This is a genomic window from Pseudomonas sp. CIP-10, from assembly GCF_020911845.1.
Classification (GTDB): domain Bacteria; phylum Pseudomonadota; class Gammaproteobacteria; order Pseudomonadales; family Pseudomonadaceae; genus Aquipseudomonas; species Aquipseudomonas alloputida.
The window spans coordinates 2,112,394-2,137,049 of sequence record NZ_CP087160.1; the positions used below are offsets into that span (position 1 = coordinate 2,112,394).

Here is a 24,656-nt window from a genome sequence, read left to right on the forward strand (position 1 = left end):
TGTGCGCCAAACAAAACTGACCAAGGCCGCCCGCGGCCGGGAGTGCCAGGTGCGTATTCCTGGCGTCTGTAACGGCAACCCGGAAACCACCGTCCTGGCGCATTACCGCATGGCTGGCACCTGTGGCGTCGGCAGCAAGCCGCATGATCTGCAAGGCGCCTGGGCATGCAGCACTTGCCACGATGCCTGTGACGGGCGTAGCAAGTCTGTAGACCGAGAGACGGCGCGCCATTACCACGCTGAGGGAGTGATGCGCACCCAGGCGATCCTTCTGGCTGAGGCGGTGGTGGTCGCATGAGCGCGACTCGGGAAGTGAAGTTGAGCGAGGCCGAGGTGCGCCGGCAGGCCGCCGACAAGTCGGTACGTGACCTGCGCGATCCGCGTCACCCGGGCCTGTATCTGCGCTTCTGGAGCAACCGCGAGCGCGGTACCTGGCACCTGGTGCGCGGCAAGCAGTGGGTTCGGGTCGCCCGCTGGCCAGACCTGACCGTGGCAGCAGTGATTGCCGAACTGCCCGCTCTGCGTCAGCGCCTGCTGCGTGACCCGGCTACCGCGCTTGTGGTTTCGGGCATGGCTACCGTGGGCCAGTTGCTCGACTGGTACGTCGACCGGGTGGGGCGTGATCGCTCGCTGTCTACAAAGCGCAAGGCCGCCGCTCGCTCCGCCATCGGGCAGCACTTGCGCCCATGCCTGGGCGATCTGCCAGTCAAGTACGTCACCGCCGAGCTGATCGACAAGCACCTGATCTGGCCGGCCCAGGCCAAGCTATCGCTGTCCTATCTGCGGCAGATGTTCGGCATGCTGCTGACCGCCTTCCGCCAAGCCCTGAAGCTGGAGATGGTCGACAGCAATCCTTTGGCCGGAGTGCGCTTCAGTGACTTCACCAAGGCACGAATCGCCCCCAAGGCTGCCCGCCTGCGCGGCGTGCACCTGCCCGAGCTGATGCAGCAATTGACCCGGGCATTCGAGGCGACCCCGCACGACGCCATGCTGGCCCTGATGATGCTGGCCCACGGCACCCGAATCGGCGAAACCCGCATGGCCCGCTGGAGCGATGTAACCCCGGCTGCTGCCGAGTGGTTCATTCCTGCTGCTCACACCAAGACCCGTACCGAGCACCGTCTGCCACTTACCGCTCAGGTCAAGGCGCTGCTGATCCGGTACCGGGCCATTCAACAGGCCCGAGGGTATGAAGGTGTTTACCTGTTCCCGAATCGCCGTGGCCACTACTTGAGCGAGACCCAGGCCAGCATGGTGTTCACCCGGCTGGGGCAGGGCGAGTGGACCAGCCACGATCTGCGCAAGGTATCGCGCACTACCTGGACCGACCTCGGTATCGACGGCCACATCGGCGAGATGTTGCTGAATCACACGCTGGGGAAGATCGCCAGCACCTACATCCACACGCAGGCCATGGAGCAGCGCAAGTTGGCCCTGGAGAAGTGGCATGCCTGGCTTGACCGGATCGGTTTCGCGGCCATCCACGGCCTTACAGAGACCTTATTTGAAATCCCGCAGAAATCGCCACAAGCCAATGGCGGCGAGGGCTCGGGCGACCTTAGCGAATTAGTGATTAGCGAGGATTCGAAATGAATATTTCCGAGCCCCAGGCTCTACGGGAGCAGTTCATCAAGGCTTACCGCAGCCTGCTGCTAGCCGAAGGAATCAACATCCAAGAGTGTCGATTCGAATGGTGTGAAGCCGGGTTTATCCATCGTGAAACGGCAGTCGCTTGGTGGGCTTGGCAGGCCTCCCGTGAAAGCCTTCGCGTCACCAATCCGTTCCCCGTCCAGATGGGTGATCCGGATGGGGATTGGGCGCGAGAGGTTGCCGAGAAATCGCTGCGGGCCCAAGGGCTGAAGGTGGTCGGCTGATGAAGAAGCACGGTCCAGCCTTCAAGAAGGTCGTGATCGAGCTGGACAAGTGCCCTTTGTGCCGTGGGAGAGCGGTCACGATGGGCATGTTTTACGAACTGCCATGCGACCACTGCAACGCCTCGGGCTGGGTAGCGGCTGCAACTGGCGAGGCCCTGCCCTTGGATGAACTGGTGACCCAGCTCAGCCTGAAGCTGCAGGCTGCGACATGGCAGATCGAGCAGTTGAAGAACCCTCAGGCATCCGGGCCTGAGGCGACATATCAGGGAAGCAACCGGCGCGGCGCCGGCGGCACCAACTACACCGGGGATTGAGGGGGAAGGACCATGAAAGTAATCAGCGCTCGCCAAGCTTGGCACGACGCAATGCACGAGGATCGACCATCGGCCTTGGCCGTGGCGGCTGAGGCAGCAGCCCTCGGGAAAAAAGGCGGCCCAGGTGAGAGAAAGGTGATGGTGATGCTGGAAAATCATGACGGCAGAGAGGTGGCAAAGGTCTACGAAATCCGCACAGAAGGCGTACAGGAGACCCGCTCAGGACGCCGGCTGACCGATGCACGCTGCGCACACATGTTGGCGGCTGGGTTGGTGTTGGTGGCTATAGATTCTCTGCCGAAGTCTCTCCGCCACCTGGGTAACTTCATGTACTCCCCAGTAGCTACTGGCAATGATCTCGGCATCGCTCACGGCCTCGCCTGGCTTGGCAGCGGGCTTGAGTCGCTCACAGATCGCCGGAAGCAGCGGGCGTACTGGATGGCAATGGCTGCTCTCCAGTCCCACAAGATGCTTGTGAACGGCGGCGAGGCGATGGGACCAGGTGCTGTGTGCATGCTCGTCGAGGATCGGACCGGAGAGAAAATGAACCCGCAAAACTGGGCCCGTGATTGGCAGGCGATCTGGGATGCGCTTTGCACGCATGTCGACAAGCTCGATAAGCAAGCGCTGAAGCCAGTCGCCGCAGTGGTTCAGCGCCTCCAGGACCGTGGCGAAAATCAGAGCGAGAAAGCCGCTTGACGTTTTGAGGAGTGTTCTGGCACTATTTCGCCATCGTGATAATTTCGCCTATGGCGAAAACATGCAGAAACCCGGCCCCCAAAGCCGGGTTTTTCGTTTCTGGAGATGATCAAAGCCCGGCGGGAACGTGCAGGGGTAACAGTCAGCGTGGGGACTGGAGGGAAACGCCACGACTTCGACCTGACAGGGTCGACATCTCCGCCCATTCGAAGCCTCGGCAATCGCCGGGGCTTCTTCGTTTTCGGCTCCACCACACCCATCGCCCCGAGCTGGGAGTGCTGTTGGGGCCGAACCTATTACGCTCCCCAAAAGGGAGGAACTGAGATGCCAAACATGCCCGAGAAGGATCCTGGCCTGTGGGCCGCTGTGCTTGCCTGGGGGCTGGCTCACCAGCCTCAGCTGTATGCCGCCGGCCTATCGGTCGCGATCGCTGCCCTTCGGGTGGTGTATGGCGGCGGCACTCGCCGGCAGATGTGCCTGGAAGGTGCGCTCTGCGGCCTCATCACCCTGGCTCTGGTGCCGCTGCTCGAATGGATGGGCTTGCCGCAGGGCATGGCCACGTTCGCCGGCGGCATGGTCGGCTTCATGGGGGTAGAGAAGCTGCGCGGCTACTCCGACCTGTTCTTGTCCCGTAAAGCGCAGGGCTAATGGATGTCCTTACCTGCCCCTGATAAGAAGCCAAGCCCATACGGCTACCGCTGGCAACAAGCTCGCGAGGGTTGGCTTCGCAAGAATCCGTTGTGCATTCGATGTGAGAGAGCAGGGCTCAAGAAGCCAGCAACCGTTGTCGACCACATCCAGCCACACCGCGGCGACATGGTCCTGTTCTGGGACCGGTCTAACTGGCAGTCGCTGTGCACCAACTGCCACAGCTCCTACAAGCAGCGCTTGGAGAAGTCAGGGCGCGAGGCTGGCTGCGACGTTAGCGGGAGGCCGCTGGACCCCCGGCACCACTGGAATCGGCCCTCCTGAAAGCCTCAGGGCGCGCCGGGGCCCCATCCAAAGGGTAGGGGGGGTGAAAATGTTTTTGCGGAAATGCTTCCTGACCGATCGCCCCCCTCCGTGCGCAAAACCGCGAAATGAAAAGATTTTTTTTGAGAGCAGAAAATGGCCGGGAGACGACCCACACCGACGGAGCTGAAGCTTGTCAGAGGGAATCCCGGTAAGCGCCCGATCAACAAGAACGAGCCTCAGCCAGCTAAGCGCATTCCCAGCGCCCCCGACCACTTGAGCTCTGATGGCCAGGTGGCGTGGGGGCGGCTCACGGTGCTGCTTGACCGCATGGGCGTGCTTACCGAAGCCGATGGCTTTGCGCTTGAGCGCCTCTGCGACTGCTACTCCGAAATCCTTGCCCTGCGTGACGTGATAGGCGAGCAGGGCCGCACATACGAAACCACCAGCACCCAGGGCGAACTGGTGCTCAAGGCGAACCCGGCGGTGGCCATGCTTGCCGACGTAGACCGCCGCTTCAAAAGCTACCTGGTCGAGTTCGGCCTGACCCCGGCCGCGCGATCCAAGGTGCAAGTAAAAGACGATGAGCCAAAAGAAGACCAGTTCGCGGAGTTCTTCGGTTGACGACCCGGCGACCCAGTACGCCAAAGAAGTGCATTCCGGTGAGCGTGTCGCGGGGCCAGACATTCGAAATGCGTGCGCGCGCCATCTGCGTGATCTAGAGGAGGGGCCGAAGCGCGGGCTGACTTGGGATTTGGCTGCGGCGAACAAAGCTATTCGCTTCTATCGCACTGTCCTTAAGTTGAACGGTGGAGAGTTTGAAGGGTTACCGTTCGAGCTGTTGCCCTGGCAGAAATTCATTGTGGGCAGCATCTTCGGGTGGAAGTCCAGTGACGGTTATCGCCGCTTCCGGGTCGTTTACGTTGAGAGCGGTAAAGGTTCAGGCAAGTCGCCCCTGGCCGCCGGGGTGGGGCTGACCGGACTGATCGCGGACAACGAGGCACGCGCCGAAGTCTACGCTGCCGCGACCAAAAAAGATCAGGCCATGATCCTGTTCCGGGATGCTGTGGCGATGGTGCAGCAATCTCCGGAGTTGACCAAGCGCTTGGTCTGCAGCGGCACTGGCCAGAACATCTGGAACTTGGCCTATCTCAAGTCAGGATCGTTCTTCAGGCCGATCAGTTCGGATGATGGTCAGTCTGGTCCGCGGCCACACATGGCACTGATCGACGAAGTGCACGAGCACAAGACCAACATGGTCGTTGAGATGATGCGTGCCGGCACCAAGAGTCGGAAGCAGGCGCTCATTTTCATGATCACCAACAGCGGCTCGAACAAGCGCGGCCCTTGCTGGGAATACCACGAGTACGGCTCCCGGGTTGCATCTGGGGCGCTCACTGATGACGGATTCTTCGCCTATATCTGTTCGCTTGACGAGGGCGATGATCCGATTCAGGACGAAAGCTGCTGGTTCAAGTCGAACCCTTCGCTCCAGGATGCGGATCTTCCGGGCATGAAGTACTTGCGCGAGCAGGTGACCGAAGCTCGGGGGATGCCGAGCAAAGAAGCCATGGTGCGGCGCCTCAACTTCTGCGAATGGACTGGTGCTGAGTCGCCGTGGATCTCCTGGGATGTCTGGAGCCAGGCTGAAGAACGCGTACCGATGTCGCTGCTGCGCAATCGTCCCAGCGTTGGCGGACTGGACCTGTCCAGTACGACGGATCTCACATCATTTGTCCTGCTCTTCTACCCGACCTACGAGGATCCTCACTGGCGGCTGTTGCCGTACTTCTGGATTCCCGATCACGAACTTGACAAGCGCGAAGCCCGCGACAAGGTGCCTTACGCGGCGTGGGTTAAATCGCGAGATCTAGAAACGACGCCAGGGCGCGCCATCAGCAAGCTGCATGTGTTGCGTCGGCTGCAGACCATCTGTGACTTCTTCCAGGTGGACAAGATCGCCTTTGATCGTTGGCGCATTGAAGACATGCGGCAGCTGATGAGCGAGTACGACATCACACTGCCTGAGCTCGTTGAGTTCGGGCAGGGCTTCAAAGATATGGGGCCGGCGGTAGACGAGTTTGAGCGCCGCCTACTCGGCATGATCGAGCAGCAACCAGAGGAAGAGGGCGGCGCGGCCGAGTTCTTCGATGATGCGCTGCCGGTCGAGGCGGTGGAGTCTCTGCGGCACGATGGCAATCCAGTAATGACTTGGTGCGCCGGTAACGCCGTGATTGTTTCCGATCCGGCAAACAACCGAAAGGCCGACAAGGCAAAGGCAACGGGCCGAATTGACGGAATCATTGCCGCGATCATGGCGACCGGCATTAGCGGGGCAGTGTCTTCCGGCAGCAGCGGCAGTTCCATTTACGACGAAGGAGTAGGGGTTTGAACACCATTGCAATCGCTGCGTGGATTGCCGGGCTGGTTGGCTTCGGCCTGCTGGTCGCCGGGATCGCCCTGATCCATGTGCCCGCTGCGCTCATTTCTGCCGGATTAGGCCTGATCGGCTGGGCCTGGCTGGCCGACAAAGCCGCGGCCCGAGTACCTCTCAAGCCCAGCCCAGAAGGAGGCTGATTATGTTCTTCAGCAATCGTCTTGGCGGCAATGAAGGCCTTGTTTCGGATGGAGGCAGCAGTTTTTGGCGGCGCGGGGTAGGGTCTAGCCGCTCCGCAGCTGGAGTAACGGTGACACCAGACACCGCGCTGGCGATCACTGTCTTGCAGACGTGTGTCACGCTGCTGGCGGAGAGCGTAGGCCAGTTACCACTTGAGCTGTATCGCCGCCTGGGTGATGGCAAGCGTGAGTCGGCAACGGCACATCCGCTCTATGATGTTCTGCGCTATCAGCCGAACCCCTGGCAAACCCCTTATGAGTATCGAGAATCCGGCCAGCTCGCCCTGGGGCTGCGAGGGAACTGCTACAGCTTCATCGAGCGCAACGACGACGGTTCGGTGAAAGCCCTTTACCCGCTGCGAAACGAAAAGGTGACAGTCCTCAAAGGGGGGGATTTGCTCCCCGTCTACCGGGTTGGCGGGCACGACCCGCTACCCATGCGGCTGATTCATCATGTGCGCTGGCACACGAAGAATCATTACACCGGCCTCTCTCCCGTTGAGCTGCATGCCGATGCCGTAGGCTTAGCGCAGGCGGTGAGGCAGTACGCGGGCAAGTCATTTGCCAACGGCACCGCCGTGAGTGGCGTCATTGAGCGCCCGAAGGAGGCGCCACCGATCAAGGAACAAAGCAGTATTGACCGCATCCTCGATCAGTGGGGCAACAAGTTCTCGGGTATCGACAACGCGAAAAAGGTCGCGATGTTACAGGAAGGGATGACCTTCAAGGCCGTGTCGATGAACAACGTCGACGCCGAGCTGCTGGGCATCCTCAAGGCCACGGGGCTCGACATCGCCCGGATCTACAAGATACCGCCGCACATGATTAACGAGCTGGAGAAGGCCAGTTACAACAGCCTTGAACAGCTGCTGATCCAGTACGTGATCTTTGCCCTGATGCCCTGGGTGAAGCGCCACGAGCAGGCCATGATGCGCGATTTCCTGCTGCCGTCGGAACGAAGGGAGTACTTCATCGAGTTCAACCTGTCTGGCCTGCTTCGCGGCGACCAGAAAAGCCGTTACGACGCCTATGCAATTGGCAGGCAGTGGGGGTGGCTGTCGATCAACGACATCCGACGCCTGGAAAACATGCCGCCAGTAGCCAACGGCGATAGCTATCTTCAGCCGCTAAACATGGCTGACGTGGCCAACGGCCTGCCCGATATGACTAACCCCAACGTCCGCGCCCAGCTGGAACAGCAGCGTGACGACATCCTGAGGATGCTTGCCGCATGAAACGACATCTGCGCGCTGCCAGCTTGCTGTTCAATCAGCCGCTACTGACGACACCCGACATGCTGGACCTGGCAGTGCGCTGGGCGAACCAGACTATGAGCCTGAACATCGTAAATCTGAACATGAGCGGCGCCGCTGCTAACCCATCGATGTTCTATGACGACGAAGACTACCAGGCCGAGCAGGATCGCCGCGAAGAGCAGCGCCGCGCCGCCATCGCTCAGACGGGTGTTGAGGTGATTCCTGTCCATGGCGTTCTTGTGAGTCGCGGTAGCCACTTGAACGCCTGCGAGACCATGACCAGCTACGAAGGGCTGCGAGCAGCCCTGAGTAAGGCTATCGCTGACCCGATGGTTGAACACATCGTGCTCGACATTGACAGCCCAGGCGGCAGCGCAGTCGGCGCTTTCGAGCTGGCGGCGGACATTCGCGCCGCGACCAAGATCAAGCCAATCACCGGCCTGGTTAACTTCATGGCGTACTCCGGGGGCTACCTGATTGCGTCTGCCTGCACTGAAGTCGTGGTCAGCCTGACCTCCGGCGTAGGGTCCATCGGCGTAGTGGCCAGCCACATGGATCGCTCGAAGATGATCGAAGGCATGGGGGTGAAGGTCACGACGGTCTTTGCCGGGGCGCACAAGAACGATCTGAGCCCGAACGAGCCGATTACCGAGCAATCTATGCAGGTGCTCAACGAAGTCGTGCAAGAAAGCTATCAGCTGTTCACGACCCATGTTGCCGAATACCGCGGCCGTGATGTTGCGGACATCATCGCCACCGAGGCCGCCTGCTATCGCGGCGCTTCCGCCATCGCCATCGGCTTGGCTGACCGCCTGGAATCGCCGCAACTTGCGGTGGACAACCTCTCTCGTGCGGTTGCCCTCAGCCGTGCGCAGCGTCAAGGCCCGCAGACACAGCAGCGCATCAGCGTACGGGCCTCGGCCTTCGCTATTCAGTCTCAACTCTGACCGCGTTCGCGGCAGTGACCACGACCGCCTAACGGCGGTTTTTTTATGCCCAGGAGGCAGTATGTCCCTCGTAACTCAACTGCGTAGCGAACGCGCCACCATCAATGGTCAGATCCAGTCCCTGGCCCAGCTGGAGGCCGCTGGTACTGCACTCAGCGCGGAGCAGCTCTCCCAGTTCGAGCAGCTCAGCACCCAGTTCAATCAGCTGACCGAGAAGCTCGCGCGTGCCGAAGCGGCCGAGCGTATGGCGACCGCGAGTGCGGTCCCCGTGAGCGAAGGTGCTCAAGGCCTGAACGGTCCGCTCGGCAGCATCAGCGGCCCATACACGGCCAAGCCGGTGCCGGGTGCCAACATGGCGCAGATGGTCCGCGTGCTGGCTGCTTCCCGCGGCGATCAGCAGGCAGCCGCGAAGTTGGCCGCCGACTCGGGCTACAACCCTGAAATCGCCATGGCGCTCAGCACCGTGACACCAGGCGCTGGCGGGGTGCTGGTGCCGCAGAACTTCTCCAGCGAAGTCATCGAGCTGCTCCGGCCAAAGTCGGTGGTTCGCAAGCTCGGGGCGGTTTCGCTGCCACTGGAAAATGGCAACCTTACTGTTCCGCGCATCAAAGGCGGTGCGGTGGTGGGGTACATCGGTACTGAAGAGGATATGCCTGCCACCGATATGCAGTTCGACGATCTCAAGTTGTCGTCGAAGAAGCTGGCGGCACTAGTTCCGATCAGCAACGACCTGCTGGGGTACTCGGGTACCAACCCCAACGTAGACCGCCTGGTGGTGAACGACCTTACTGCCTCGGTGGCTCTGGCAGAAGACCTGTCCTTCCTGCGCGGTGCCGGTACCGGCAACCTGCCCAAGGGTCTGCGTTTCTGGGCGCCCGCCTTCAACGTGTTCGCAGCACCGGCAGCTGTAACCCTGGAAGCAGTTGAATTCGCGCTGTCCGCCCTGATCCTGCGCTTGGAGAACGCCAACTCCAACATGACCTCGCCGGGTTTTGTCATGGCGCCGCGGACCAAGCGCTGGCTGGCCGCGCTGCGTGATGGCAACGGGAACAAGGCTTATCCGGAGCTGGATCAGAACATGCTGAAGGGCTTCCCGGTTGGCTCGACTACTCAGATCCCCATCAACCTGGGGGCCGAGGGCGATGCTTCGGAGATCCACTTCGCGGACTTTGCCGACTGTTTCATCGGTGAAGACGATGCCATGGTCATCGATTTCAGCAAGGAAGCAACCTACAAAGATGGCAGCGGCAACGTGATCAGCGCATTCCAGCGCGATCAGACCCTGGTTCGCGTCATCGCCAAGCACGACTTCGGTCCGCGTCACGTCGAGTCGGTCGCAGTGATGACCGATGTCAAATGGGGTAGCTCCCTGTAACGCAGTACGCCCGGTACGCCGGGCCTTCCTTTCCAATTTCTGGGAGCACCCCATGTCCAAAGTCATTGTTACTTTTGAAAAAAACTGGCGCGGCTATGCCGCAGGCGAAACTGCCGGCTTTGATGCAGCTGTAGCCGAAGGATTGATCGAGGCGGGCTATGCCAGCGAAGCTGGCAAGCAGGCGAAGAAAGGCAGAACCGGAACAGGCAGCGGCGGTACAGCCGGTAAAGACGCCATTGGTGATGCCTCTAGCGCTGCGAGCAAGCCCGATGATTCGGCGGGCGCTGACGGCAAGCCCTGATCATGGCTCGCCGGATCGCTTACACGGGGGAGCCCGTGTTGACATTGCAGCAAGTTGCCTTTCAGTGTCGCGCTGAACCAGAGGATCTGCAGCCCGAGCTGATCAATCAGATCATCATCCCAGGCGTTACAGCACAAGGCGAGTCGAGGACGGGCGCGGCACTACGAGAGGCGCTCTACGAAGAGGATTGGCCGGCGCACTATCCCTCAGGCCACCCTCTGGATGTTGGCCAGGTGGTCGCTGTCGAATCCGTCATGCTGCTCGGCGCTGCTGGCCCACCGGTGGAATTCACCGGTGCGGTTGAGCTCATTCAAGGTGGCAAGGAAAGCTACCTGGCATTTCCATCCGGCCGACCAGAAGGACGCCTGCGCATTCGCTACCGCGCAGGCGTCGACCTCGAGGCCCACCCTGGGGTTGTGAGCTGGCTGCTGATGGCTGCCGAAACGGCATTCGCCCAACGCGGGCTATTGATCGTTGGCCAAACGCTGACCGAGGTTCCTTCGGGGTTTGTTGACCACTTACTGGCGGGTATCACTGTTCCGCCGAGGTTCTGAACATGGCTGGCTCGATAGGCACACGCGAGCCGGAATCCGGCGAGCTGGACCGGCGCATCACTATTCGGCTGCGCGAAGATCTGCCTGTTGATGATGCAGATCTGGACGCGGTATTCACCCAGCCTCGCCACCGCTGGGCCAAGATCCGCGCCGTTGGCACAGCGGTCTACACCGACAGCGTCCAAACGGACGACAAGATCACGCATCGGGTGTGGGTACGACTGCTGGGTGGCGTCACGACCTCGCATGAGGTGGTGGCGGGCGGCGTGATCTACCGCGTCAAGCGCTGCGCCCCTTGGGGGGCAGGTAAGCGTTTCACCCTGATCGAGGTTGAAGAGCTCGGCCAGCAGCAAGAGGAAGGGGGGCTCTATGGCTAACTCGGCTTCCGTTGACGGCTATTTGCACATCGAGGGGTTCGACCAGTTCGGGCGTGAGATCTTTGACAAGAAACAGATCAGGAAAGGGATGCGCAAGGCTGGCCGCCTGGTCAGTCGACGTGCCCAGCTGAATCTGGCCTTGGCCCGTGGACAAGACAACTACCCGGTCAGCCGAACCGGCAGGACCGTCGAGTCGATCACGTTCAAGGTCTCCCGGGCGGGTTTCCTGGTGAAGATTGCGCCGCGCAAGACCTCGGCCATGAAGGACTACTACCCGACTTACCTGCATTACGGCGTGAAACAGGGGGCTCGCGTTCGCGGGCTCGCATCCGGCAAGCGCCGTGGCAAGGGCGAACGTGCCGCCGCTCTCGCGGAGCGCGCCGCAAGCGGATGGCGCATTGCGCCTCGGGCCAACTACATGGAAGACGCCCTGCAGGACGAAAAAGATCAGGTCCAATCGATCATCAAAGCAGCCTTCGCCGCCGCGTTGCGCTGACCAGCAGGCCCTCCGGGCCGGTAAACCAGTATGAAAATCTCTCCCGTCATCGCGCACCTGCGCGAGTACTGCCCGAGCCTGGCCGACAGGATCTCGGGCGGGATCGACCTCGATGCCGTCAGCTCGTCCACGCTACTGAAGAACCCCTCGGCCTATGTGATCGCCGCTGATGACAAGGCTGGCGAGAACAAGGCGCAGAACGCGGTTACCCAGGACATCGAGGATCGCTTTGAGGTGGTGTTCGCCATGGACACCAAGGACGAGCGCGGCCAGCAGGCCGGCGACCTGCTACACGACTTTCGCAAGGAACTATGGCGGGCCTTGGTCGGCTGGCGGCCTGGTGATGAGTACGACCCCATCGTCTACGACGGCGGCGGATTGGTACTGATCAACCGTGCCCGGGTGGTCTACCGCTTCAGCTTCTCGGCTGGCTTTCAGTTGGGCCGCAACCGCGGCAGTGAGCCCGCCGAAACCTGGCATGAGTACGAGCTTGATGGATTGCCGCCGCTGAAGGGCATCGATTTCAGCTTGGACAGCCTGGATCCGAAAGACCCCAACCACACTTTGCCTGGGCCTGATGGCCGGGTCGAAGTGCGCTTTTCCACCGAACTACCACAAGGGTAATCCCCATGACTCGAATCACCGTGTATCCGGTGGAGGGCCGCGTCGTGCCTGACCCGGAGCTGGGCGGCGTGCTGCCGCCCGAAGGGCGCGAAGTGCCGCGCGATGCGTACTGGTTGCGCCGCCTGCGCGTGGGCGATGTGAGCGATAAGAAACCTGCTGCGGCTAAGGCTTCGGCCAAGGCCGCAGCCACTAACGGGAGTGCTGAATAATGGCCGTCAGTTTCAATAGCATCCCCAGCGACCTGCGTGTGCCGCTGTTCTATGCAGAGGTCGACAACAGTCAGGCAAACAGTGCGAGCGGCAGCCTGCTGCGCCTGATCGTTGGTCAGGTCAACGACGATGCCACTGCCCCGGAAATTGGCAAGCTGACCTTGGTGTCGGACCTCAGCTTGGCCAAGACCATCGGCGGCGTCGGCTCGATGCTGGCCGACATGTACGAAACCTGGCGCCGCATCGACCTGGTGGGCGAAGTATGGTGTCTGCCGCTCAAGGCCACCGGCACCAAGGCCACCGGCAAGGTAGTCATTGCGGGCACCACCACTGCCGGTGGGCAGATTAATCTGTACATCGGCGGCCAGCGCGTGCGGGCCACGGTGGCCAGTGGTGCTTCGGCGGCGGCGGTGGCCACGGTGTTGGCCGCAGCGGTCAACGCCGCCGGCCTGGGTGTGTTGGCGACAGCGACCACGGGTGAGGTGACTTTGACCTGCCGCTGGTCCGGCCTCAGCGGTAATGACATTCAGCTGGAGCTGAATCGCCAAGGTCGTAGCAATGGCGAACTGACCCCGATGGGCCTTACCGTTACCGTAACGCCGATGGCCGGCGGCGTAGGTTCGCCGGATATCGCCCAGGCGCTGGCCGTGCTTGGCGACGAGCCGTTTGAGTTCATCTGTGCGCCGTGGACCGATGCCACCTCGTTGGATGCCTGGAAAGGCTTCATGGACGACAGTAGCGGCCGCTGGAGCTGGGCGCGACAGCTGTACGGTCACGTCTACTCGGCGTGTCGCGGCACGCTGGGTGAGCTGGTGGCCTTGGGTGACGCCCGCAACGACCCGCACGTGACCGTATACGGCTTTGAAAAGGAATGCTCGGACCCTGTGTGGCGACACGCCGCCGGGTATGCCGCGCGCACCGCCGTGTTCATCTCGGCAGATCCGGCCAGGCCGACGCAGACCGGCGAGCTGAACGGCCTCACCCCGGCCCCATCGGGTGACCGTTTCATGCTGACCGAGCGGCAGTCGCTGCTGACTCACGGTATTGCCACCGGTTACAGCAGTGGCGGCGCGCAGCGCATCGAGCGCGGCATCACGACCTATCGGCAGAACGCCCTGGGGCAGCCTGACAATTCGTTCCTGGACAGCGAGACGCTGCACCAGTCGGCGTACGTCATCAACTTCCTGAAAGGGCGCATCACCAGCAAGTACGGCCGGCACAAGCTGGCCGATGACGGTACGCGCTTTGGCGCTGGGCAGGCCATCGTCACCCCTAACGTGATCCGTGCGGAGCTGATCGCGGGGTATCAGACCCTTGAGCTGCTGGGCATCGTGGAAAACGCCGACGCCTTCGCCAAGTACCTGGTGGTAGAGCGCTCTACCACCGACCCGACCCGCTTGAACGTGCTGTATCCGCCGGACCTGGTGAACCAGCTGCGGGTATTCGCCCTGCAGTACCAGTTCCGCCTGCAGTACGCCGCGTCGTAACTGAACCACCCACCAAGGCCCGCCACCGTGCGGGCCTTTTTGTAGGAGTTGCCCATGGGCAAGAAAGTCGCAGGCACCGTCTACATCAAGGCAGACGGCGCCCAGTTCACCGTCACGGGTGGGGTTGAATGCCCGATCAGTGACGTCAAGCGTGAATCCATCGCGCCGGGCTTCTTCAAGGAAGAGGACCGCATTCCGTACGTGCAGGCCACAGTGGTCGATGACCCCGACCTGCCGTTGGCACAGCTTACCGGCGCTACCGACGCCACCATCACCGCCGAGTTTGGCAACGGCCGAGTCTACGTGCTGTCCGGCGCGTACCTGGTCGACGAGCCGGCGGCCAAGGGCGACGACGGTACCATCGACCTCAAGTGGGAAGGAATCAAGGGGGCGTGGCAATGAGTGAAGTAATCAAACTGTCGGCGCCGATTCAGGCGCACGGCATCGAGGTCACCCAGCTGGAGCTGCGTCGCCCCACGGTAAAAGAGGCCCGCGCGATCAAGGCCCTGCCGTACAAGATGGACAAGGATGAGGCCGTGGCGCTCGATCTGGACGTGGCCGCCAAGTACATCGCCGTTTGTGCCGCCATCCCGCAATCCTCGGTGGAGCAGCTGGACCTTGCGGACTTGAACAATGCCGCCTGGACCATCGCCGGTTTTTTCTTGGCGCCGGCGTCAGCGACGTTGACGGCCTGATCGCCACGGCCTACGACCTGGCCTGGTTCTGGAAAACCGACCCGGAGCAGGTCATGGAGCGCACCCTGGACGTGATCCTGGAGGCCGCCGCGCACAGTCAGCGCATTGCGGAAACGCTGAGGGGGGAGGATGGCTGACAAGTTTCAGCTCAAGGCGCTGATCACCGGCGTCGACAAGCTCTCGCCGACCTTGGCGGGTGTGCGAAAGAACATTTCCACGTTCCGCAAGAACCTGGAAAGCACCGGCCTCGGCAAGATCGGCTGGAGCGACATCATCACCGGTGGGGCCATGGCGGCCCCATTCATTGCCGGCGCCCGTGCGGCCATCGAATTCGAGTCGCAAATGGCCGATGTACGGAAGGTGGTGAACTTCGATACGCCCAACCAGTTCAAGGAAATGGGCGACGACATTGGCCGGCTGTCGGAGCGTCTGCCCATGGCGGCCACCGACATTGCCAAGATCGTCGCGGCCGGTGGTCAGTCCGGCATTGCCCGGGATGAGTTGCTGAGCTTTGCCGAGTCGGCAGTCAAGATGGGCATTGCTTTTGACCAGACCGCCGACGAATCCGGCGACATGATGGCCAAGTGGCGCACCGCGTTTCGGATGAATCAGGGTGAGGTTGTGGCCTTGGCCGACCGGATCAACTACCTGGGCAACACCGGTCCGGCCACCACCAAGCAAATTTCCGGGATCATCACCGAGGTCGGCGCGCTGGGTGAGGTCGCCGGCTTGTCCTCGGCGCAGATCGCTGCCATCGGCGCGACCATGGCCGGGGTGGGCGTCAAGCAAGATGTGGCGGCTACCGGTATCAAGAACTTCATGTTGGCCATGACCAAGGGCACGGCCGCCACCAGGGCTCAGGCGCAGGCGTACAAGTCGCTGCGCCTGGACTCCAAGACGGTGGCCGAGAACATGCAGAAGGATGCGCAAGGCACCATGCTGGACCTGCTCAAGCGCATTGGTCAGGTGGATGCAGCGAAGCGCCCGGCGATCCTTGCCGAGCTGTTTGGTACCGAGTCTATCGGGGCCATCACGCCGCTGCTGACCAACCTGGAGCTGCTGCGCGGCAACCTGCAGAAAGTCAGCGATGCCCAGCAGTTCGCCGGCTCCATGGAGCAGGAATACGCCTCTCGGGCCGCGACCACGGCCAATAACCTGCAACTGCTGCGCAACGGCATCAACGGCGCCGCGCGGGCGCTTGGCAACGCCTTGTTGCCGGGCATCAACGCGGTGCTTGACCAGTTGCGGCCGTGGATCAGCCAGGTAGCGCTGATGATCAGCGACAACCCGCAGCTGGTGCGCGGCATCGTCATAGCCGGGGCGGCCTTCACGGCGCTGCGTGCGGCGGTGTTTGCGGCCACGGTGGCCGCGCGGGTGCTGGGCGTGGCCTTCGCCGCGACCCCGATAGGGTTGATTGCGGTGGGCATCGCGGCGGCTGCCGGCCTGATCGTTGCCAACTGGGAGAAGCTTGGGCCGTTCTTTAGCGCTCTGTGGGAGCTGATCAAGGCCTACACCACCCCATTCATGACGTTCCTGCAAGGCCTGTTCGACTGGATGCCTATGGACCAGATCCGCAAGAACTGGGAGCCGATCGTGGGTTGGTTCAAGGGCTTGTGGGATCGGGTAAGCCCGTACCTTGAGCCGCTGCTCAAGCTGTTTGGCGGCGGCGACGGTGAGAGCCTGACGGTGCGGGTGCAGCGACTGGCTGACGAGCAGAGGGCCCGTAACTCGGTCGCCGGTGGTAGCGGCGCCTTGGTGCAGGCCAATGCCGTGCAGGTCGCGCAGGGGGTCCAGGCTGCGCGTGAGAAAGCGTTTGGGGTTAGTCCTGAGGCACTGTTGCAAGCGCCGTCGCCGACCCCTGCGCCGGGCTCCATGTTGCGTGCGGCGGCGCCGTTACCCGCGCCGGGTAGCCTGCTGCGGGCGCCTGGACAATTGCCTGAGCCGGGCGCGCTGTTACGCCAGTCGGCGCAGGTGGGCGGCAAGCAGCAACTGGAAGGGGAGCTGCGGGTGGCCTTCGACAACCCGCCGCCGGGCATACGCGTACAAGAGACGCAAACCAGTCAACCTGGCGTGATCATCACGCCTAATGTGGGGCGGCGAACAATGGGTGGCACTAATGAGTGAATGGCGCGACCTGCGCCGCGAGGCGTCGTTTCGTGGCGTGCCGTTCTGGGTGGACAGGGACAGCGTGCCGGTTGGCCGGCGAACCCAGCTGCATGAATACCCCAAGCGTGATCAGCCCCTGGTGGAAGACATGGGCCGGCAAACCCGCAAATATAGCTTTGATGGCTTCATCATCGGCCCCGACTTCATTAGCCATCGCGACCGATTGCTGGTCGCGCTGGATACGCCGGGGCCGGGTGAGCTGATCCATCCGTGGTTTGGCCGCCTGACCGTGACGGCGGGAGATTGTGAAATCTCCCACTCCCGTTACGAACTGGGCATGGTGCGCTTCAACCTGGAGTTCATCGACGGCGCGCTGGCTTTCCCGGTGCAGCGGGTCAACACCCGTCGGCAGCTGGCGGCGCATGTGCCGAGCTTGCTGGAGTCGATCAAGGCGCGCTTTGCGGCGGTTATGGCCAAGGTCAACTGGGCGCGGCAGCAGGTCAACAAGGTGCGTCGGGCCATCGCCAGTGCGTATGCCTTCGCCATCAACTTCCTCAAGCCGCTGACCTCGCTGGTGGCGGATATCGGGGCTTTGGTGCAGTCGCTGATCAATGCACCGGGGGCCTTGGCGGCCAGCCTGTTGAGTGACATTGCCAGTATTGAACGCTGGTTCAGTGGCTATGGCTCGACCGGTTCGTCGCTGCAGTCGTCCAAGGCCAAGGCCGAGGCGATCACGGCACTTTCGGCCACGCGCCTGGCCACCGATGACCCTGATACGGCGTTGATCCAGTCGGCGGTGATCGGCCTGGTACAGGATGCCGCGCTGGTCGACTTGCTGCTGGACATGGCCGAAGTGCCTGTGGCCAGTGTGCGCAGCATCGAGCAGCCGGCCGCGCTCAGTGTCCAGCTGGAGCAGCAGGGTGCGACTGTGACGTCAGGCAGTGTGATGGATGCCGGTGTGCCGGTAGCTGACGACATTCTGGCCGTCAGGGACGCGATCAGCGAGGCGATGTGGACGATTGCCGAGGACAGCCAGCCGGATCACTTCGGCGTGCTCAGTGACGCGCGTCAGGCCTTGGATCGGCACCTGACCGATGTGGCCCGCAGCGGGGTGTGGTTGCATCCGTATCGGCCCCGGCTTGCGGTGCCATCCTTGGTGCTGGCTCACCGACTGTACGGCGATGCCCTGCGTGGCAGTGAAATCATTACGCGTAACAAGATCCGCCACCCGGGCTTCGTGCCCGCCATCGAACTGCAAGTCGCCAAGAGTTAAGCCATGGAGCCAGACAACACCGTCACCCTCAGCGTTGGCGCGCATGACTATGGGGGTTGGAAAGATGTCAGCATCAGCGCCGGGCTTGAGCGGCAGGCCCGTGATTTCAGCGTTGGCGTTACCTGGAAGTGGCCGGGTAGCAGCGAAATGCCGGTGCGAATCCAGCAGGGTGAAACGGTCGAGGTGCGTATTGGTAGCGACCTGGTGCTGAGCGGGTACGTGTTCAGTACGCCGATCCGCTACGACGCTCAAACGATCACCCTGAGCATTGCCGGGCGTTCTAAGACCGCCGACCTGGTGGATTGTGCGGCGGTCAACTCGCCCGGCCAGTGGCGTGGGCAGAGCGTACAGAAGATTGTCGAGGCCTTGGCCGGCGAGTACGGCATCAAGGTGGTCAACGAAGCGGCGGTCACCCTCGGCCTTGATGATCACACCATCGAGCCTGGGGAAACCGCTTTCGAGAGCATTGACCGGCTGCTGACCCTGTCGCGGCTGTTCAGTACGGACGATGGCCGTGGGCGCCTGGTGATTGCCACCCCGGGTACTGCCGGCCGTGCCGTCGACAACTTGGAGCTGGGCAAGAACATCCTGTCGGGTGACACCAATCTGGATTTCTCCAATGTGTTCTCCGAATACATCAGCCGGGGCCAGCGCAGTGGCACCGACACGACTTTCGGCACGGCGGCCAGCGAGGTGGAAGCAGCGCTGGCGGATGACCGGGTGACGCGGCGTCGGGTCAAGGTGATTCACCAGTCCGGGCAGATGACCCCGGAGATGGCACGGGCACGCGTGGATTGGGAGCGGGCCAATGCGATCAGCCGCGCCTTGACCCTGAACTACGTGGTGCAGGGGTGGCGGCAGAGCAACGGGGCGTTGTGGCGGCACAACATGATCGTGCGGGTGATTGACCCGCTGATCGGCCTGGACCGCGACATGCTGATCAGTGAAATCAACTACGAGCTGGGCGAGTCGGGAACCGTGTGCAAGGTCACTGTGGCGCCGCCTGACGGCTTCCTGCCCGAGCCCAACGACGCCTACGAGAGCCGCAAGCTCAAGAAGGGCAAGAAGACCGACAACTTTGAATACCTCATTCCTGCGGACTACAAGCCATGAGAAACCCAATGGCGGGCGTATTGGCCCGTGGCGTGGTGGTGCTGGCCAACGCCACGCGCAAGCTGCAGAGCCTGCAGTTACGCATCACGGCCGGCGAAGTGAAAGACGATATGGAACACCTGGAGCCCTACGGGTTTACGTCCTGCCCGCTGGAAGGCGCCGAGGCCTTGGCGGGCTTTATCGGTGACCGCAGCCACGGCGTGGTGCTGGTGGTATCGGATCGGCGTTACCGCCTGCCCGGCCTGCTGGCCGGTGAAGTGGCCTTGTACACCGACGAAGGCGACCGGGTTGTGCTCAAGCGTGGCCGGGTCATCGAGATGGAAACCCAGACGCTGCGGATCAAGGCCGGCCAGTCGGTGCAGTTCGATACCCCGCTGATCAACACCACTGGGCGCATCGAATCGACCGGCGACCAAGTGGCGGGCGGCATCAGCCAGATTGAGCACATCCACGACAAGGTTCTGTCGGGGCTAGGCCAGTCCGGCCCTCCTGTCGGGGGTGGCGAATGAGCCGCGAACCCCTGCTGCGCCGCGCGGTGACCATCAGCCTGTTCAGTTGGCGGCGCGCGGCGCCCGACGACGCTTTGGACGATGCCGACCGGCAGGGGTGGTGGGGCGACTGTGTACCGAGCGAGGCCGGCGACCAGATCGGTTCGCGGATGTATCTGCTGCGCCGACGCACGTTGACCGATGACACCTTGCGCGATGCGCGGGAGTACGCCGAAGAGGCGCTGCGCTGGATGACCGATGACGACATTGTCACCACCGTGACGGTAACGGCGGAGCGCTTGGGTAATGACCGGCTCAACCTGGTGGTGCTGCTGACAGAGCTGAACGGGGAAACCCTCAAGCTTGCTTTTGAAGATACCTGGAGTCTGATCAATGCCGTATGAGATGCCGACGCTGCCCGCGCTGATCACGCGTACCCAATCGGATTTTGAGCGCAATGCCCCGGACGCGCTGCGCCGCTCTGACGCCAAGGTGGCTTCGCGGGTGCTGAGTGGTGCCGCCTACGGCCTGTACGGCCATCAGGAGTGGATCGCGCGGCAGTCCCACCCGGCGACCTGCGATGAAGAGATGCTGCTGAAATGGGCTGAATGGCGCCTTAAGGACGGGCGCAAGGCGGCTGTTCCAGCCGCAGGCCGCATTGTCGTCAGCGGCGCTAATAACGCCTTGGTGGATGCCGATATGGTCTACCAGCATCAAGACGGACGCCGCTACGTCGTGACCGTAACGACGCGTCTGGTGGGTGGTACGGCGCAGGTGCGGGTGCGCGCCGAAGAACCTGGCGCCTTGGGTAACGTCGAGTCGGGCAAGCTGACCGCCGTCAGCCCGGCCTTGGGCGTCAATCCTGAAGCCGTAATCGGCGCTGGTGGCGTGGCCGGGGGCGCCGATCAGGAAGAGATCGAGCAGCTGCGCACGCGGGTGCAGGCGGCGTTTCAGAACCCGAGCAAGGTAGGCAGCAGTCCCGATTTCGAAGAGTGGGCGCTGGAGGTGCCCGGCGTGACCCGCGCTTGGGCGCTGCCGCGCTGGATGGGGCCCGGTACGTTCGGCCTGATGTTCGTGTGCGACGGCGATGAGGATATTTTCCCCAGCGCCGAGAAGGTGGCCGAGGTGCAGGCCTATCTCGAGATAAAGCGCCCCGTCACTGCCGAGGTGTATGCCTTCGCGCCGATCAATCGGGTTATCAGCGTCACCGTCAAGCTGACCCCGGACAGCGTGGCGTTGCGCGAGGAAGTACGCAAGTCGCTGGCCACCCTGATCGCGGATGAGGCCGGGCCGGGGTCGAGGCTGTATCGCACGCATATTCGCTCCGCGATTAGTAACACCCCAGGTGAGACCGATCACGAACTGCCGAGCCCGGCGGCGGATGTGCTGGTGGCCACCAACGAAATGGGCACGCTAGGAACCATCACATGGCTATGACCGAGGACGATTACCGCGACCAGCTGCAGCAGCTGTTCCCGCCGGGCCCTGCGTTTGACCCCGAGCTACAGCCGGATGTGGCCCAGCTGATTGCCGGCTCGGCCCCGGAGCTGGCCCGCGTCGACGCGGCGGCGGCGCAACTATCGCTTGAGCAGAACCCGGCAACCGTAACCTGGCTGCTGGCGGATTGGGAGGCCTATCTCGGCTTGCCGGATGCCTGCACGGTGCCCGGCTCGCAGACGCTGGAAGAGCGCCGGCAGGCGGTCATCAACAAACTGACCGCCACCGGTGCCCCGCAGCGTTCGTATTACCTGAGCCTGGCTAATCAGGCCGGTGTCGAGGCACAGATTGCCGAGTTTCGCCCCCCGCGCGCCGGGCCTGCGGTGGCTGGCGACTTCCTCTACGGCGATGGTTGGCCGTGGTCGTGGCAGGTTCAGGTGCCTATCGACCTCTTTGCCACGGTAGAGGCCGCCGTGCTGGATTGCCGGTTGCAACTGGAGGCGCCCGAGTACACCGATGTGCGCATGGGCTTTGGCTTGGAAGTGGTGCAGGCGATTGCCGAGAAGGTCGATCAGCTGTTCAACGCCATTCACTACGTCGCCCCCGCAGCGGTGGGCGGTTACAAGGACCTATAACAATGCAGAAAATTTCCGCATGGACGGACCTGGCCACCCCCGCCGGCGCCTATCGCTATGGCTCGCTGGTGGGCGGTGTGGCGCCCACGCCGATCAAAGCCGAATGGCTGAACATGGTCCAAGACGAGTTGTGCAATTTTATCCTGGCTTACCTGCCGGCCTTGGACAAAAACGACAATGCACAGATGCTGAAGGCGGCGCAGAAGATGGTGGCCAATGTCGCGCTCAAGGCCACCACCTTGGCGGGGTACGGCATTACCGATGCCTATACCAAAGTGCAGACCGATTACTTGTTGTCGCAGAAGGCTAACTGGGCGATCACCCTCGGCGGTTACGGCATCACCGATGCCTACACCAAGACTGAAGTCAACACACTGCTGACCAGCAAGGCGAACAATGCCGCTACCTTGGCGGGCTACGGCATCGGCGATGCTTACACCAAAGCCGAGACCTATAGCCGAGCAGAGACCTATACCAGGACCGAGACGGAAAGTCGCCTGAGCACCAAGCAAGACCTCAACACCGCTGGGTTCGGCAGTTCGGCGTCGTGGGAGCGCGATGGTTCAACTGGCGCGCTCCAGCAATACGGCGTGTTCAACATGTCGGCAGGCCTCAATGAGCAGACGATTCCCTTCCCGGTGAGCTTCCCGACCGCGTGCAGGTATGTGGGCCTGACAAACATGGAGGACGCGGCAGCCGAGGGCAATATTGTGCGCATCCTGCGCTGGACGAACTCGTCTGTAACCATCATCAACTCGGGTGGTAACACTTCAACCGCCTACACCTGGCATGCCAAAGGGAACTGATCATGGGGTACTTCTTCAGCCCGTCGCGACTGGCGTTTTTCCATTCCGATATTCCGTGTGACGACGCACCTGATGATCTGCGCCCGCTCACGGATGAGCGCCATGAAGCCTTGATGGAGGACCTGTTGCGCAATGGTAAGAAACTCGCCGCCGATGGCGCTGGCGATCCACTTGCGATAGAGCGTGACGCGTAACGAACCTGTCCAAATCGATTGACCTGAACCCGCCCCGGCGGGTTTTTTGTTACCTGGAGAAAAGTGGATGACTGACATTTCGGCGCTGGAAGGTTATGCCGGGCTGCTGTCGGAGGCGGCCGCGGAGGCGAAAACTGCGTCCGCTAAACAAAAGCATTACGTGGAAGGCGGCGCGCTGGAGGACGTGGACACCGAGAGCGGTCCGGTGCCGACGCTGGCCAAGCAGGCGCGCCTTGCTGACGAGAAGATCGATGCGGCATTGATCGACGTGGCCTCGCAGATGGCGGGCGCTATGACCTACGGCACGGTTGAAAAGGGCTTGCTAGGCACGTCGAACGCCGGTTTTTTTAGCGTTCCAAGTGCGCTTGAAAGTGAGTACTTAGTCATGTATCGGAACGATGCCGGAGTTGCAACTGCCGTAAAGCGTTACCCAAGTAGCGAAGCAGTTGATAGCGTTCTGGGCCTGATCGCCCCATCTGCTGGCGCACCGCCGGTTGCGGCCTCCGTTGTGGATGAAGACGGTTTTGAAATTGTTCAGTTTCAAGAGGACAAACTCAAGGCAAACGCATATGAGCTTGGCGAGCATGGTTTCAAAGCCGCTGAGTTTTCTGTCCAGCATGTAAACCAGTTCGGAATACCAGCAGGCCTCAGCATCATGGATCCCGACGGTTTCCATTATGAATTGGAGCCTGGTGGCTCGACTGCGGCAAAAGACACGCATAAATCGGTGCTTGCATCGCTACGCCACTCGTTGGCTAGCGAACTTCAAGACGTCTGCATCAGGTTGGTGGGGGACTCTATTACTTGGGGTATGACAGTTGGTGGTGGTGGTGTAATTGATCCACGTAATCATGCCCTTGCCGACGTACGTAATAACTTGACCTCGCCAAGCTGGGCTAATCTTTTGCATCAGTATCTTGGCGGGCGCTACTCGACAGGGGTGTTGAGTAATCCGGCGCCAGGCGTTGCGCTTTACCAAGCAGCACATGCTATTGATATTGCTGGCTCAACCGAGATCTCGGTTGTTGATGTTGCCGCAGGTTCAAACGTTGCAAAGGTAGTCGAAGCAAATGCGGCCGCTGCTCTTGGTGCGCTCTGTGTGGTATCCAGTGGGCGCGCGGTGGCTTTCGACACGGTAGGCTCTGCATTTTCGGTTGTTTATGTTGAAACGCCGTCCTCAGGTAGTTTCGATGTAGTGGTCGATGGCCAAGTGGTGAAAACAGTTGTGGCTACTGGCTCAACCACAACCTACGGAAAAGTAACTGATATCGCCGTTTCGTTTGGAAAGCACTCTGTTGAGTTGCGTTGCAGCGGCTCAGTTTCTTTCGAGCACATTAAAAAGACTCGAAAAATTCGCATAGCGAACGATGGGTTGATCGGGACAAATACTGTCGAATGGTTGCCGGGAGGCAGCCTCCTACCAGCCTCGGTGGCCAGTGATGACACGCACGTCTTTGTGCAACTGGGCACCAATGACCGGGGGCGCACTGCTGTTCCAAATGATCCAGTGAGAACCAAACGCAACTTGGAGGCTATCGCGGATTACTTGGTGAACGTGCTTGGGAAGCAGCTAGTGCTTATGGCCGCGAACTTCGCGACCATCGATTATCCATCAGATGCAACCTACAAATATTCGCAGGCTGATGTCTCACGGATGATCGCTCAGGTAGTGGGCAAATTTAGCTGCGGTCATGTCGACAATTATCACGCGACGCTTAAGCAGAAACTGGCCGGCGAGAATTTCCTATCGGACGGGTTGCACCCGAATGATACCGGTCATATGCAAATGTTTAAAAATATTGTAGATAGCCTAGAGAGAGCTTAAGGGG

Annotated in this window: 32 protein-coding genes; all 32 read left to right on the forward strand. The window is 61.7% G+C overall.

What is annotated here, in order from left to right:
* The first annotated feature begins 1 nt into the window (after position 1).
* Positions 2 to 298, forward strand: coding sequence for a DUF1364 domain-containing protein (locus LMH93_RS09455; protein ID WP_230065055.1), 297 nt, complete (start codon positions 2 to 4; stop codon positions 296 to 298).
* Positions 295 to 1,593: a tyrosine-type recombinase/integrase gene (locus LMH93_RS09460; protein WP_230065056.1), complete on the forward strand. Its 1,299-nt coding sequence runs from the start codon at positions 295 to 297 to the stop codon at positions 1,591 to 1,593. The genes LMH93_RS09455 and LMH93_RS09460 overlap by 4 nt, the downstream gene beginning before the upstream one ends.
* Complete coding sequence (locus tag LMH93_RS09465) at positions 1,590 to 1,874, forward strand: hypothetical protein (protein ID WP_230065057.1); 285 nt, start codon at positions 1,590 to 1,592, stop codon at positions 1,872 to 1,874. Before LMH93_RS09460 ends, LMH93_RS09465 begins: the two co-directional genes overlap by 4 nt.
* Positions 1,871 to 2,188, forward strand: a complete 318-nt coding sequence (locus LMH93_RS09470) for a hypothetical protein (RefSeq protein WP_230065353.1) — start codon at positions 1,871 to 1,873, stop codon at positions 2,186 to 2,188. The genes LMH93_RS09465 and LMH93_RS09470 overlap by 4 nt, the downstream gene beginning before the upstream one ends.
* 12 nt (positions 2,189 to 2,200) lie before the next feature.
* Positions 2,201 to 2,887: a hypothetical protein gene (locus tag LMH93_RS09475; protein ID WP_230065058.1), complete on the forward strand. Its 687-nt coding sequence runs from the start codon at positions 2,201 to 2,203 to the stop codon at positions 2,885 to 2,887.
* 324 nt (positions 2,888 to 3,211) lie between these two features.
* Positions 3,212 to 3,535 (forward strand): phage holin, lambda family, encoded by a 324-nt coding sequence (locus LMH93_RS09480; RefSeq protein ID WP_230065059.1) that lies wholly within the window; start codon positions 3,212 to 3,214, stop codon positions 3,533 to 3,535.
* Positions 3,536 to 3,538: 3 nt separating this feature from the next.
* A complete protein-coding gene (locus LMH93_RS09485) occupies positions 3,539 to 3,859 on the forward strand; it encodes an HNH endonuclease (RefSeq protein ID WP_230065060.1) in 321 nt (106 codons plus the stop codon).
* Positions 3,860 to 3,994: 135 nt separating this feature from the next.
* Positions 3,995 to 4,462 (forward strand): phage terminase small subunit P27 family, encoded by a 468-nt coding sequence (locus tag LMH93_RS09490; protein ID WP_010954708.1) that lies wholly within the window; start codon positions 3,995 to 3,997, stop codon positions 4,460 to 4,462.
* Complete coding sequence (locus LMH93_RS09495; protein ID WP_230065061.1) at positions 4,422 to 6,230, forward strand: terminase large subunit; 1,809 nt, start codon at positions 4,422 to 4,424, stop codon at positions 6,228 to 6,230. The genes LMH93_RS09490 and LMH93_RS09495 overlap by 41 nt, the downstream gene beginning before the upstream one ends.
* A complete protein-coding gene (locus LMH93_RS09500; protein ID WP_230065062.1) occupies positions 6,227 to 6,415 on the forward strand; it encodes a hypothetical protein in 189 nt (62 codons plus the stop codon). The genes LMH93_RS09495 and LMH93_RS09500 overlap by 4 nt, the downstream gene beginning before the upstream one ends.
* 2 nt (positions 6,416 to 6,417) lie before the next feature.
* Complete coding sequence (locus LMH93_RS09505; RefSeq protein WP_230065063.1) at positions 6,418 to 7,689, forward strand: phage portal protein; 1,272 nt, start codon at positions 6,418 to 6,420, stop codon at positions 7,687 to 7,689.
* Entirely contained in the window at positions 7,686 to 8,657 is a 972-nt protein-coding gene (locus tag LMH93_RS09510; RefSeq protein WP_230065064.1) for a S49 family peptidase, read from the forward strand. Before LMH93_RS09505 ends, LMH93_RS09510 begins: the two co-directional genes overlap by 4 nt.
* Before the next feature lie 61 nt (positions 8,658 to 8,718).
* On the forward strand, positions 8,719 to 10,032 hold the full coding sequence (locus tag LMH93_RS09515; RefSeq protein WP_230065065.1) for a phage major capsid protein: 1,314 nt from the start codon (positions 8,719 to 8,721) through the stop codon (positions 10,030 to 10,032).
* A gap of 52 nt (positions 10,033 to 10,084) precedes the next feature.
* Positions 10,085 to 10,333: a hypothetical protein gene (locus LMH93_RS09520; protein ID WP_230065066.1), complete on the forward strand. Its 249-nt coding sequence runs from the start codon at positions 10,085 to 10,087 to the stop codon at positions 10,331 to 10,333.
* A 38-nt stretch (positions 10,334 to 10,371) separates the two neighbouring features.
* Positions 10,372 to 10,887, forward strand: a complete 516-nt coding sequence (locus LMH93_RS09525; protein WP_230065067.1) for a hypothetical protein — start codon at positions 10,372 to 10,374, stop codon at positions 10,885 to 10,887.
* Positions 10,888 to 10,889: 2 nt separating this feature from the next.
* Positions 10,890 to 11,264 (forward strand): head-tail adaptor protein, encoded by a 375-nt coding sequence (locus tag LMH93_RS09530; RefSeq protein ID WP_230065068.1) that lies wholly within the window; start codon positions 10,890 to 10,892, stop codon positions 11,262 to 11,264.
* Positions 11,257 to 11,760, forward strand: coding sequence for a hypothetical protein (locus LMH93_RS09535; RefSeq protein ID WP_230065069.1), 504 nt, complete (start codon positions 11,257 to 11,259; stop codon positions 11,758 to 11,760). The genes LMH93_RS09530 and LMH93_RS09535 overlap by 8 nt, the downstream gene beginning before the upstream one ends.
* A 30-nt stretch (positions 11,761 to 11,790) precedes the next feature.
* A complete protein-coding gene (locus LMH93_RS09540; protein WP_230065070.1) occupies positions 11,791 to 12,384 on the forward strand; it encodes a phage tail terminator protein in 594 nt (197 codons plus the stop codon).
* 5 nt (positions 12,385 to 12,389) lie between these two features.
* Positions 12,390 to 12,593: a DUF2635 domain-containing protein gene (locus LMH93_RS09545; protein ID WP_230065071.1), complete on the forward strand. Its 204-nt coding sequence runs from the start codon at positions 12,390 to 12,392 to the stop codon at positions 12,591 to 12,593.
* On the forward strand, positions 12,593 to 14,080 hold the full coding sequence (locus LMH93_RS09550; protein WP_230065072.1) for a phage tail sheath subtilisin-like domain-containing protein: 1,488 nt from the start codon (positions 12,593 to 12,595) through the stop codon (positions 14,078 to 14,080). Before LMH93_RS09545 ends, LMH93_RS09550 begins: the two co-directional genes overlap by 1 nt.
* 54 nt (positions 14,081 to 14,134) lie before the next feature.
* Entirely contained in the window at positions 14,135 to 14,482 is a 348-nt protein-coding gene (locus tag LMH93_RS09555; protein WP_230065073.1) for a phage tail tube protein, read from the forward strand.
* Entirely contained in the window at positions 14,479 to 14,775 is a 297-nt protein-coding gene (locus LMH93_RS09560) for a phage tail assembly protein (protein ID WP_230065074.1), read from the forward strand. Before LMH93_RS09555 ends, LMH93_RS09560 begins: the two co-directional genes overlap by 4 nt.
* A 129-nt stretch (positions 14,776 to 14,904) precedes the next feature.
* Positions 14,905 to 16,899 carry a phage tail tape measure protein gene (locus LMH93_RS09565; protein WP_230065075.1) on the forward strand — a complete coding sequence of 665 codons (1,995 nt, stop codon included), beginning with the start codon at positions 14,905 to 14,907 and terminating at the stop codon, positions 16,897 to 16,899.
* Positions 16,892 to 18,154 carry a DNA circularization protein gene (locus tag LMH93_RS09570; protein ID WP_230065076.1) on the forward strand — a complete coding sequence of 421 codons (1,263 nt, stop codon included), beginning with the start codon at positions 16,892 to 16,894 and terminating at the stop codon, positions 18,152 to 18,154. Before LMH93_RS09565 ends, LMH93_RS09570 begins: the two co-directional genes overlap by 8 nt.
* A gap of 3 nt (positions 18,155 to 18,157) precedes the next feature.
* Positions 18,158 to 19,267 carry a phage baseplate assembly protein gene (locus tag LMH93_RS09575; protein WP_230065077.1) on the forward strand — a complete coding sequence of 370 codons (1,110 nt, stop codon included), beginning with the start codon at positions 18,158 to 18,160 and terminating at the stop codon, positions 19,265 to 19,267.
* Positions 19,268 to 19,275: 8 nt separating this feature from the next.
* Complete coding sequence (locus LMH93_RS09580; protein WP_230065354.1) at positions 19,276 to 19,776, forward strand: phage baseplate assembly protein V; 501 nt, start codon at positions 19,276 to 19,278, stop codon at positions 19,774 to 19,776.
* Entirely contained in the window at positions 19,773 to 20,159 is a 387-nt protein-coding gene (locus tag LMH93_RS09585; RefSeq protein ID WP_230065078.1) for a phage GP46 family protein, read from the forward strand. The genes LMH93_RS09580 and LMH93_RS09585 overlap by 4 nt, the downstream gene beginning before the upstream one ends.
* Positions 20,149 to 21,192, forward strand: a complete 1,044-nt coding sequence (locus tag LMH93_RS09590; protein ID WP_230065079.1) for a baseplate J/gp47 family protein — start codon at positions 20,149 to 20,151, stop codon at positions 21,190 to 21,192. The genes LMH93_RS09585 and LMH93_RS09590 overlap by 11 nt, the downstream gene beginning before the upstream one ends.
* Entirely contained in the window at positions 21,183 to 21,827 is a 645-nt protein-coding gene (locus LMH93_RS09595) for a YmfQ family protein (RefSeq protein WP_230065080.1), read from the forward strand. Before LMH93_RS09590 ends, LMH93_RS09595 begins: the two co-directional genes overlap by 10 nt.
* Positions 21,828 to 21,829: 2 nt before the next feature.
* Positions 21,830 to 22,633, forward strand: coding sequence for a gp53-like domain-containing protein (locus tag LMH93_RS09600; RefSeq protein ID WP_230065081.1), 804 nt, complete (start codon positions 21,830 to 21,832; stop codon positions 22,631 to 22,633).
* Positions 22,634 to 22,635: 2 nt separating this feature from the next.
* Complete coding sequence (locus tag LMH93_RS09605; RefSeq protein ID WP_230065082.1) at positions 22,636 to 22,827, forward strand: hypothetical protein; 192 nt, start codon at positions 22,636 to 22,638, stop codon at positions 22,825 to 22,827.
* Between the two features lie 67 nt (positions 22,828 to 22,894).
* Positions 22,895 to 24,652, forward strand: a complete 1,758-nt coding sequence (locus tag LMH93_RS09610) for an SGNH/GDSL hydrolase family protein (protein WP_230065083.1) — start codon at positions 22,895 to 22,897, stop codon at positions 24,650 to 24,652.
* Positions 24,653 to 24,656 lie beyond the last annotated feature (4 nt).

Coding starts and splice junctions, on each gene's coding strand:
- LMH93_RS09460 (WP_230065056.1), top strand. CDS start 295: ATGAGCGCGACTCGGGAAGTGAAGTTGAGCGAGGCCGAGGTGCGCCGG.
- LMH93_RS09465 (WP_230065057.1), top strand. CDS start 1,590: ATGAATATTTCCGAGCCCCAGGCTCTACGGGAGCAGTTCATCAAGGCT.
- LMH93_RS09475 (WP_230065058.1), top strand. CDS start 2,201: ATGAAAGTAATCAGCGCTCGCCAAGCTTGGCACGACGCAATGCACGAG.
- LMH93_RS09480 (WP_230065059.1), top strand. CDS start 3,212: ATGCCAAACATGCCCGAGAAGGATCCTGGCCTGTGGGCCGCTGTGCTT.
- LMH93_RS09485 (WP_230065060.1), top strand. CDS start 3,539: ATGTCCTTACCTGCCCCTGATAAGAAGCCAAGCCCATACGGCTACCGC.
- LMH93_RS09490 (WP_010954708.1), top strand. CDS start 3,995: ATGGCCGGGAGACGACCCACACCGACGGAGCTGAAGCTTGTCAGAGGG.
- LMH93_RS09495 (WP_230065061.1), top strand. CDS start 4,422: ATGAGCCAAAAGAAGACCAGTTCGCGGAGTTCTTCGGTTGACGACCCG.
- LMH93_RS09505 (WP_230065063.1), top strand. CDS start 6,418: ATGTTCTTCAGCAATCGTCTTGGCGGCAATGAAGGCCTTGTTTCGGAT.
- LMH93_RS09510 (WP_230065064.1), top strand. CDS start 7,686: ATGAAACGACATCTGCGCGCTGCCAGCTTGCTGTTCAATCAGCCGCTA.
- LMH93_RS09515 (WP_230065065.1), top strand. CDS start 8,719: ATGTCCCTCGTAACTCAACTGCGTAGCGAACGCGCCACCATCAATGGT.
- LMH93_RS09520 (WP_230065066.1), top strand. CDS start 10,085: ATGTCCAAAGTCATTGTTACTTTTGAAAAAAACTGGCGCGGCTATGCC.
- LMH93_RS09530 (WP_230065068.1), top strand. CDS start 10,890: ATGGCTGGCTCGATAGGCACACGCGAGCCGGAATCCGGCGAGCTGGAC.
- LMH93_RS09535 (WP_230065069.1), top strand. CDS start 11,257: ATGGCTAACTCGGCTTCCGTTGACGGCTATTTGCACATCGAGGGGTTC.
- LMH93_RS09540 (WP_230065070.1), top strand. CDS start 11,791: ATGAAAATCTCTCCCGTCATCGCGCACCTGCGCGAGTACTGCCCGAGC.
- LMH93_RS09545 (WP_230065071.1), top strand. CDS start 12,390: ATGACTCGAATCACCGTGTATCCGGTGGAGGGCCGCGTCGTGCCTGAC.
- LMH93_RS09550 (WP_230065072.1), top strand. CDS start 12,593: ATGGCCGTCAGTTTCAATAGCATCCCCAGCGACCTGCGTGTGCCGCTG.
- LMH93_RS09555 (WP_230065073.1), top strand. CDS start 14,135: ATGGGCAAGAAAGTCGCAGGCACCGTCTACATCAAGGCAGACGGCGCC.
- LMH93_RS09560 (WP_230065074.1), top strand. CDS start 14,479: ATGAGTGAAGTAATCAAACTGTCGGCGCCGATTCAGGCGCACGGCATC.
- LMH93_RS09565 (WP_230065075.1), top strand. CDS start 14,905: ATGGCTGACAAGTTTCAGCTCAAGGCGCTGATCACCGGCGTCGACAAG.
- LMH93_RS09570 (WP_230065076.1), top strand. CDS start 16,892: ATGAGTGAATGGCGCGACCTGCGCCGCGAGGCGTCGTTTCGTGGCGTG.
- LMH93_RS09575 (WP_230065077.1), top strand. CDS start 18,158: ATGGAGCCAGACAACACCGTCACCCTCAGCGTTGGCGCGCATGACTAT.
- LMH93_RS09580 (WP_230065354.1), top strand. CDS start 19,276: ATGGCGGGCGTATTGGCCCGTGGCGTGGTGGTGCTGGCCAACGCCACG.
- LMH93_RS09585 (WP_230065078.1), top strand. CDS start 19,773: ATGAGCCGCGAACCCCTGCTGCGCCGCGCGGTGACCATCAGCCTGTTC.
- LMH93_RS09590 (WP_230065079.1), top strand. CDS start 20,149: ATGCCGTATGAGATGCCGACGCTGCCCGCGCTGATCACGCGTACCCAA.
- LMH93_RS09595 (WP_230065080.1), top strand. CDS start 21,183: ATGGCTATGACCGAGGACGATTACCGCGACCAGCTGCAGCAGCTGTTC.
- LMH93_RS09600 (WP_230065081.1), top strand. CDS start 21,830: ATGCAGAAAATTTCCGCATGGACGGACCTGGCCACCCCCGCCGGCGCC.
- LMH93_RS09605 (WP_230065082.1), top strand. CDS start 22,636: ATGGGGTACTTCTTCAGCCCGTCGCGACTGGCGTTTTTCCATTCCGAT.
- LMH93_RS09610 (WP_230065083.1), top strand. CDS start 22,895: ATGACTGACATTTCGGCGCTGGAAGGTTATGCCGGGCTGCTGTCGGAG.